Origin of the sequence: Dietzia sp. B44 (genome assembly GCF_014145245.1) — a bacterium.
Taxonomy (GTDB): domain Bacteria; phylum Actinomycetota; class Actinomycetes; order Mycobacteriales; family Mycobacteriaceae; genus Dietzia; species Dietzia natronolimnaea.
The window spans coordinates 1-5,800 of sequence record NZ_JAALEF010000071.1; the positions used below are offsets into that span (position 1 = coordinate 1).

At 69.5% G+C, this 5,800-nt stretch carries 5 protein-coding genes and 1 tRNA gene; 2 read left to right on the top strand and 4 right to left on the bottom strand.

What is annotated here, in order from left to right:
• Positions 1-44: 44 nt before the first annotated feature.
• On the bottom strand, positions 45-848 hold the full coding sequence (locus tag G6017_RS02995) for a crotonase/enoyl-CoA hydratase family protein (protein ID WP_182615885.1): 804 nt from the start codon (positions 846-848) through the stop codon (positions 45-47).
• Between the two features lie 178 nt (positions 849-1,026).
• On the bottom strand, positions 1,027-1,851 hold the full coding sequence (locus tag G6017_RS03000) for an alpha/beta fold hydrolase (RefSeq protein WP_182615887.1): 825 nt from the start codon (positions 1,849-1,851) through the stop codon (positions 1,027-1,029).
• 46 nt (positions 1,852-1,897) lie between these two features.
• Here G6017_RS03000 and G6017_RS03005 point away from each other — a divergent pair, with 46 nt between their 5' ends.
• A complete protein-coding gene (locus tag G6017_RS03005) occupies positions 1,898-2,503 on the top strand; it encodes a TetR/AcrR family transcriptional regulator (RefSeq protein ID WP_179524442.1) in 606 nt (201 codons plus the stop codon).
• A 141-nt stretch (positions 2,504-2,644) separates the two neighbouring features.
• On the opposite strand, the gene G6017_RS03010 is transcribed toward G6017_RS03005, so the two are convergent.
• Positions 2,645-2,717, bottom strand: a tRNA-Thr gene (locus tag G6017_RS03010).
• Between the two features lie 136 nt (positions 2,718-2,853).
• Positions 2,854-4,065, bottom strand: a complete 1,212-nt coding sequence (locus tag G6017_RS03015; RefSeq protein WP_182615889.1) for a DNA polymerase III subunit delta' — start codon at positions 4,063-4,065, stop codon at positions 2,854-2,856.
• A gap of 72 nt (positions 4,066-4,137) precedes the next feature.
• Between G6017_RS03015 and G6017_RS03020 the strand changes: the two genes are divergently transcribed.
• The gene (locus tag G6017_RS03020) at positions 4,138-5,721 is read left to right on the top strand and encodes an adenylate/guanylate cyclase domain-containing protein (protein WP_182615892.1); all 1,584 of its coding nucleotides are present in this window, start codon (positions 4,138-4,140) and stop codon (positions 5,719-5,721) included.
• Positions 5,722-5,800 lie beyond the last annotated feature (79 nt).

The following is a 5,800-nucleotide window of genomic DNA, read 5'->3' on the forward strand; positions in this document are numbered from 1 at the left end:
GTCCCGGGGGGCGGATCAGCGCCCCGCGTGGCCCCGGGGACGGGTCAGCGCCCCGTGTACTCCCCTGCGCGCTTCTCCCCGAACGCCGCGAGCGCCTCGCGGTGATCGGCGGTGTGGTGCGCGAGCGCCTGCATCGCCGCCGAGAGCTCGAGCAGCGACTCGAGCGACTGGTGCTGTGACTCGCGGAGCAGCTTCTTGGCCATCCGCACCGCGTGCGGCGGGTTCTTGGCCACCCGTGCGGCGAGGGCGTGGGCCGCCTCCAGCAGGTTCCCGGGCTCCACGACCTCGTTGACCAGCCCCCACGCGGCGGCCTGCTCGGCCTTGACGCGATCTCCGGTGAGCGCCATCTCGGCCGCCCGGGCCGGGCCGATGGCCTTGGTCAGCAGCCATGCGCCGCCGTCGCCCGGGATGATCCCCAGCTGGACGAAACTCTCGGCGAACCACGCCTTGGTCGAGGCCACCCGCAGGTCGCACATCACCGCCAGGTCACAACCCGCGCCCACCGCGGGGCCGTTGACGGCCGCGACCACCGGCACCTCGCAGTGATACAGCGCGCGGGGGATCCGCTGGATCCCTCCCCGGTAGCCGTTACGGAGCTCGTACGGGCTACCCCCGAACATCCCCGCCTTGTCGACCATGTCCTTGACGTTGCCGCCGGCGGAGAACGCCGAGCCGGCGCCGGTGAGCACGACGGCCCGGACGTCATGGTCGGCATTGACCGCTGCGACCCGGTCACACAGGGCGTCGACGATCGCAGGATCGGAGATGGGGTTCCGGGAATCCGGCAGGTTGAGTGTCCACGTCTCGATGTGGTCGGCTCGCTCGACGAGCAGAGGGGAGGTAGTCATCAGGGATCCTTCGGTCGAGGGGACGCCAATTCGCGCTATCTAACTACGTAATCCGTTACTCGACTGTAGCGAGCGGTCGTCGTCACCGCCAGTGTTCGCCATATCGGCAGAGCCGTGCTCCGATGGGTTCGGCGGTCCCCCACCGGGGAAACCCCAGGATGGCCGAACACCTCGCGCATCAGCGGCGATCCAGCCCCGCCCAGAACTCGCCCAGGGCGAGGAAGGTTGACTCGGGCTGTTCGAGCGCGGGTATCACCCGCGCCCCGGACACCGTCGACTCGCGTGCGTCGATCATCTCGGCGGCGACCGCGCGGGCCTGCTCCGGCGTCCACTCGCCGCGGTCGTCGGTGGTGACGAACAGGACCGGGCACGTCACCTCCAGTGCCGCCGAGAGCAGGTCGACACGATTGAGGATCGCGGTCTCGATGGCCCGAATCGTCGCCGTGCGCCCCGCCCGGTCGAGCGCACCACGCAACACCTCGACGGCCTCGGGATCGTGCGCGCGGGTGCGGTCGGTGAAGATGGTCTCCTCGATCGCGGACCTCACCGGCCCGCGGGGCCCGATCAGCCGGTAGAGCGGGACCAGCATCCGGACCTTGCGGCGGAGGAGTCGATTAATCGGGTGAGTCGGCGCGCTGACGGCGACGAGACTGCGGATCAGGTCGGGCCTGCGAGCGGCCACCTCCATACCGACGTGACCACCCCACGCATTGCCGAGCCAGTCGACCCCGTCCTGCCCGGACGACCCCCGGACATGCTCCAGCACCTCGATCGCGGCGTCCGCACATGCGGAGATGTCCGTCGCCTCGCGCAACGGGTCACTTCTCCCGCAGGACGGTGCGTCGATCAGGTGGAGACGATGGGCGCCCTTCAGCAGCGGCACGAGTCGGTTCCAGCTCGTCGAGTCGACGAACATGCTGTGCCACAGCACGAGTGGCGGGCCCTCGCCGACCACATCGACGTGGAGCCGGCCGAGCCGCGTATCGACGAATCCTGAATCCATAATTGACATTACACATCGTAAACTCAATTCTGTCTAGACTCGGATCATGGCCAGGACCTACTCGTCGGAGCTCCGTGCGGAGCGGGCTCGCCTCAACCGGGCGGCAGTGGTGGACGTCGCGCGGGAGATGTTCATCGAACGGGGATGGGTGGCCACGACGATGTCCGACGTCGCCTCCGCCGCAGGCCTCACCCGGCAGACCGTCTACCAGCAGTTCGACGGGAAGCTCACCCTTCTCGACACCTGCATTGATCTGTCGTTGTCTGATGGCGCGAACTCCCCCGTCCGCGAGTTGCCGGACTACGTCAAGATGGGCGAGGGAGCTGTCGAGGACCGCCTGGCCGCCGGCGCGAGATGGCTGCGCGGGGCGCACGAACGATCGGCCGCCATCCAGTACGTTCTCGACGAGGCCGCCGTCGTCGACGACGTCGCCGCGGGGCGACTCGCAGAACGGGAACGCACCCGTTGGGACGAGGTGCGGTGGGCCTCCGGGCTCATCCTCGGATCTCCTCCCCCCGACGCGGTCGTCGACGCGATGTGGATGCTCACCGGCAGATCCGTGTGGTTGAGACTGACGCGTGAACGAGGGTGGACACCAGAGCAGTGGGAGAGTTGGTTCGTTCGCCACGCTCGCGTGGAACTGCGCTGCTGAGCTTTCTGGCGCGAAAGCCCTGAGGAGACCTGGTCTACCCAGACCGGACAGTCGGGAACTCCCTACCGCGACATGACTGGGGCTCCGACGCAGAACGCCCCCGCCCTCGGTTTCCCGAGATCAGGGGCGTTCTTCCATCTGAGCCGCGTGTCGGAATCGAACCGACGACCTTTTCATTACGAGTGAAATGCTCTACCGACTGAGCTAACGCGGCGAGCCCTTGTGGGGCGACGCAACTATATACGACCGGCTCTCGCCGCCGGAAAACGACCGGTACCCCGGGTGCGGGTGGCCTCCACCCTGGTACATCGACCCTGGTACATCACCCCTGCTCCATCAACTCTGCTCCGTCAACCCAGCGCCTCGCGTATCGCCCCCACCATCGCGGACACGGCAAACTTCGGCTTCACGTTGACCTCGATGGCGGCGCGACACTCCTGGATAGCCTCGATGGCCCTCAGCACCGACGCCGGCGGATAGTGCCCCCCGAGGCGCGCCGACTCCTCCGCCTTGTCCGGGTGAACCGGGGCGACGTCCGCCACTCCGAGGCCGGCCATGAGCGCGTCCCGGTAGAAGCCCGCCAGGTCGACCAGCGCCAGGTCCAGCGAATCACGGGTGGAGCGGGTCCGCCGCGACTTCTGCGCCTTCTCCAGATCCTTCACCGCGCCCGCGGCGCCGCGACCCGCCGCCACCGCACCTTTTCCGGTGCCGCCCACACCCATCGCGGTGCGCAGTTCCTCCACCTCACGCTCGTCGTTCTGGGAATTTCGGGCGAGCGCCTCCTGCTCTGCGGCGCTGACCAGACGGTCCGCCAGCGGGAACGCCCGGCCGGGGTTGTGCATGACCATGGGCAGCTCCAACACCACGTCCCGGCGATCCCGGGTGGCCTCGTCGGTGGCCAACCACCGGGCGCGGCCGATGTGTCCGGAGGAGACCGCCGCAGCCCACCGCGCCCGCTCGGGGTCGATCCCCCCGCCGGCGAGGAGCGCGCTCTCGACCGCGGTGGCGTCCGGCTGACGAAGCGCGACGTTCCTCGACCTGGACCGCAGGGTGACCATGATGTCCATGGGGTCCGTCGTGGGCGAGCACAGCAGGAACACCGTGCGGCTCGGCGGCTCCTCCACCACCTTGAGCAGCGCGTTGCCGGACTGCTCGGTGAGCCGGTCCGCCTCCTCCACCACCACGATCTGCCAGCGACCGGTGCTGGGGCGGCTGGCGGCGCGGTGGATGGTCTCCTTGACGTCCTTGAGGAGGATGTTGACCCCCTGCGGAGCCAGGAGGTGCACATCTGCGTGGGTCCCCGCCAGCACGGTGTGGCAGGACCGGCACTCGCCGCAGCCCACGATCTCCGGGTGCTCGCACTGCAAGGCGGCGGCGAAACACGTGGCGGCGACGCTCCGTCCGCTCCCCGGTGGACCGGTGAACAGCCACGCGTGGACCATCCGCGCGTCCGACTCGTCCCACCCCTGGCCCGGCACCCGCGCACGCGCCGCCGACGCCGCGGCGGTCAGCTCCGCCACGACGTCGGACTGACCGGCCAACCGATCGAACACCCCTGGCATGGCCCCACCATATCGCCGCACTACGTCACACCTGCGTTCCCGTGACGAGCCCCGGGAACTACCCTTGACCCAATGGAGCGTTGGGTCAGGCTGTTCCGGTGGCTGTGGGCCACCCCCTGGCCCGTCTATGCCCTCACGATGGTGCAGGCCAACATCATCGGCGCGGTCTTCGTCTTCGCGTTCCTGCGCTTCGTCCTCCCGATGGACCGCTTCCTCGACCTGGACCAGTTCCGGTTCCTCAACCAGTACCTGTTCATCGGCTACCTTGTGCTGGCGTTCATCGGCGGGGTCATCGCGTCGACCCTGCTCCTGCTCCCGGTACTCCGGGTCGACCGGTCAGGTGAGGAGTTCGGAGGGGCGATCCGCAACCGGGCCCTGCGGCTGCCCTTCCACCAGGCGCTCATCTCCGGGGCCATGTGGCTGATCGGCACCATCGTCTTTGTCGTCGCCAACGTGGCCCACTCCCCCCGCCTCGCCCTGGTGGTGGGCGTGACGAGCATCCTCGGCGGGACCACCACCTGCCTGATCTCGTACCTCCAGGCCGAGCGGATCATGCGGCCGATCACCGTCCGCGCCCTCGCCCAGGGCGTGCCGGCCAACCGGCACGTCCCGGGGGTCCGTCGACGGATCTTCCTGGGCTGGGCGCTCACCACGGTCATCCCCGTCGCCGGGATCCTGCTGATCCTCACCGGGCAGTGGGTCGGGCTGTTCGGTGACGACCCCGGGCACATCCTCGTGGCGCTCGCGGTGATGGCCAGCGTCGCCGTGATCGCCGGCGCGATCGGCATGGGCCTGGTCTCGGACTCCATCGCCGACCCCGTCCGCGAGATGCAGGCGGGCGTCGGTCGGGTCAAGAAGGGCGACCTCGAGGCCCGCGTCACCATCTACGACAGCTCCGAGATCGGCCGACTGGGCCAGGGCTTCAACGAGATGGTGACCGGCCTGCAGGAACGCGAGGCGATCCAGGACCTCTTCGGTCGCTACGTCGGCGAGGACGTGGCGCGGAACGCCCTCGAGCGGGGAACGGAACTGGGGGGCCAGGAGCGGCAGGTCGCGGTGCTCTTCGTCGACCTGACCGGATCGACGGAGTTCGCCGCCGCCCACGAGCCGGCCGAGGTCGTCGCCGTGCTCAACGAGTTCTTCCGCATCGCGGTGGAGGCCGTCGACACCAACGGCGGTTACATCAACAAGTTCCAGGGCGACGCGCTGCTCGCGGTGTTCGGTGCGCCCATCGAGGTCGAGAACGAGGCCGGTCGGGCGCTCCGGGCCGCCCGCGCCCTCCAGAGCCAGCTCGCCGGGCTCTCCCCGCTCTCGGCGGGCATCGGGGTCTCCTACGGCACCGTGATCGCCGGGCACATCGGACACGCCAAGCGCTTCGAGTACACCGTGATCGGTGATCCGGTCAACGAGGCCGCACGCCTGACCACCCTGGCCAAGTCCGAACAGGGCCACGTCCTGGCGTCGGCCGCCGCGATCCGCAACGCCGACGCTCCCGAGGCGGCGAGGTGGGTGCTGGGACGCAGCGTCGAACTGCGTGGGCGCGGCATCATGACGCAGCTGGCCCGGCCGCTCCGGCCGACCCTCGCGGACCGGTGGCAGGCCGGGAACGTGGCGCTTCGCCCCACCGTCGAGGGTCTGGACACCGCCGACACCTGATCCGCACCTCGGTTGGCGGACACCACCGCGCCGTTGGCGGCCACCGCCACGCAGTTGGCGGACGCCTCCGCGCCGTTGG

Coding starts and splice junctions, on each gene's coding strand:
- G6017_RS02995 (WP_182615885.1), bottom strand. CDS start 848: ATGACTACCTCCCCTCTGCTCGTCGAGCGAGCCGACCACATCGAGACG.
- G6017_RS03000 (WP_182615887.1), bottom strand. CDS start 1,851: ATGGATTCAGGATTCGTCGATACGCGGCTCGGCCGGCTCCACGTCGAT.
- G6017_RS03005 (WP_179524442.1), top strand. CDS start 1,898: ATGGCCAGGACCTACTCGTCGGAGCTCCGTGCGGAGCGGGCTCGCCTC.
- G6017_RS03015 (WP_182615889.1), bottom strand. CDS start 4,065: ATGCCAGGGGTGTTCGATCGGTTGGCCGGTCAGTCCGACGTCGTGGCG.
- G6017_RS03020 (WP_182615892.1), top strand. CDS start 4,138: ATGGAGCGTTGGGTCAGGCTGTTCCGGTGGCTGTGGGCCACCCCCTGG.